Source organism: Arthrobacter sp. Soil736 (assembly GCF_001428005.1).
GTDB lineage: Bacteria > Actinomycetota > Actinomycetes > Actinomycetales > Micrococcaceae > Arthrobacter.
Genome location: NZ_LMSB01000064.1, coordinates 1 through 2,119, shown reverse-complemented (window position 1 = coordinate 2,119; position 2,119 = coordinate 1). Strand labels below are relative to the sequence as shown.

At 61.9% G+C, this 2,119-nt stretch carries 1 protein-coding gene and 1 pseudogene; both read left to right on the top strand.

The genetic code is table 11. The features are described from left to right. Positions 1–442: 442 nt before the first annotated feature. Positions 443–969: pseudogene (locus ASG92_RS24650) on the top strand (GntR family transcriptional regulator); the annotation flags it as partial. A 161-nt stretch (positions 970–1,130) separates the two neighbouring features. After that, positions 1,131–1,940: an IclR family transcriptional regulator gene (locus tag ASG92_RS24645; protein WP_056634890.1), complete on the top strand. Its 810-nt coding sequence runs from the start codon at positions 1,131–1,133 to the stop codon at positions 1,938–1,940. Positions 1,941–2,119 lie beyond the last annotated feature (179 nt).

Sequence of the window (2,119 nt, the reverse complement as noted above, 5' to 3'; positions counted from 1 at the left end):
GCAGCTGTGTTGCCGTGGACAGATCAATGTAAAGACAAACCCAAAGGGGGCGTCAGCAACACTTAGAGCCACACCGCAACACAGCCAATTCCATCATTACTGTCCACACTTCCTTTTTGCCCCGCTTCAGCCGCATCCAGCATGTGTCAGCACCCACGAGCCGAACCCGGGGAGGGCAATCTTTCTGACGGAGCGCTGACGCAGCACTCGGACCGAGCATGTTCAGGCAGCACGCTCAACCCACCGCCGTGAACTCAGAGGACAGATCAACCGACGAATCGCCATCGTCGCCCAACATCTGCCGGAACTGTCATCGCAAAAACGCACTCCCGCCCCGGAACCGGCCGGTCAACCAAGAAAGCGCCCGAAAACTCCGTGCCTACCTGGAGGATGACCGATGACCGCACAGGGCTTCATTGCCACGAAAGAGCCCCGCCCGTTCCTGGGTTTCGGGGGGACACCGGTGCGGGAGGCCATCAAGCGCCTGGAGACTGACCATCTGGTGGTTTCGTATCCGCGGCGGGGGACCTTCGCCACCAGTGCGGACTTCACGGAACTCGCGGACGTGTCAGAAATCCGCCAGCTCCTGGAACCGTTGGCGGCACGGCACGCAGCCAAGAGGGCCAGCACCGCATTGCGGCAGGAACTCCTTGACGTTGCCGGCAAGATTGCACGCCTGGACTTAAGCCCCGCGGACGCCCGTGACCTGATGCGCTATGACCTGACAGTGCGCTGCCTGATCTACCGGGCAGCGGCCAATCCGCACCTGGTAGACACCCTGATCCGCTACGACAACCTCGCGACGCGCATCTGGTGCCTCGTCCTGGACAAGGTCCCCTGGTGAGCGGCCACGTCAGGGAGCACGTGGAGCTGCTCCAGGCGATTGCAGAAGGCGACGCCGACAAGGCAGGCGGGCTCGCCCTGCACCACGTCGAGAGCTTCGAAGAAACCATCCGGAAGGTGCTTTAGTTCCTGCAGACAGGCCTCCCTGCGCGGGACGCACGTAGCGCAATGTCATCCCCGTCACATGTCCCGGCATAGGATCGAAAGTGTGCAACTGATTGGGAGGTCGATTCAGGCGGCCTTGTGGCCGGTAAGCAAGCCGCAGAAACTACTTGAGAGTATGGATCATGGCTTCAAAGAATGACCAGGAAACTGACGTTGAGGCGGACGGGGGCCAACACGGAGGCGTCCAGTCAGTGGACCGGGCTCTTGCAGTCCTGGAAATCCTGGCGCGGGACGGCCATGCCGGGGTGAGCGAAATTGCCGAGGAAATGGGCATCCACAAGTCCACGGTGTCCCGTTTGCTGGGCTCCCTGGTGAACAGGGAAATGGTTCATCAAAACAGTGAACGCGGAAAGTACCAGTTGGGCTTTGGCATTCTGAGGCTCGCAAGCTCCATTCCGGGGCGGCTCAGCCTGGTGCGTGAGGCCCGCCCCGTGCTGGAAAGCCTGGCCGAAGAATACAAGGAGACGGTGAATCTAGCCGTCCTGCGCTCCAACTATGCCGTCAATGTGGACCAGGCCATGGGCCCCTCCACTTTGGCAACCTACGACTGGGTGGGCAGCCTGACGCCGCTTCACGCTACGTCGAGTGGGAAGATCCTGCTGGCAGCCCTGTCTGCCGAAGACCGGGACAGAATTATGAAGGAGACAGGGCTGGCGGCCCGGACTCCCCGCACCATCATCAAAAGGGACAAGCTGGAAAACCAGCTTCTGGACGTCGCCCGCAACGGCTACGCCTTCGTTCGGGAAGAGTTCGAGATCGGGCTGAACGCCATGGCGGTGCCGGTCTATAACCACGTGGGATCCGTGATCGGCTCCGTCAGCATTTCCGGGCCGGCCTTCCGGTTTGATCCGGAGCAGACGCCGGGGCTCCTGGAGGCACTGAAGCAGGCCGGGCTCCAGATCAGTGCGAACATGGGCTACACCCGGCGGTAACGCCGCTTGAGCCCGCCGAGACAAGCGGTTTCGACGGGCTCAACCAGCGGAAAGCAGGACTCTTACTGAGCGGGACTGACGTCCCCCACTTTCTCCTGGACCCAGTCGTGGAAGGCGCCGATGTGGTGCTCGCTCGGGACCAGGACGCCGCCCTTGGCGTAGACCTTCGATCCCATGGC

Coding starts and splice junctions, on each gene's coding strand:
- ASG92_RS24645 (WP_056634890.1), top strand. CDS start 1,131: ATGGCTTCAAAGAATGACCAGGAAACTGACGTTGAGGCGGACGGGGGC.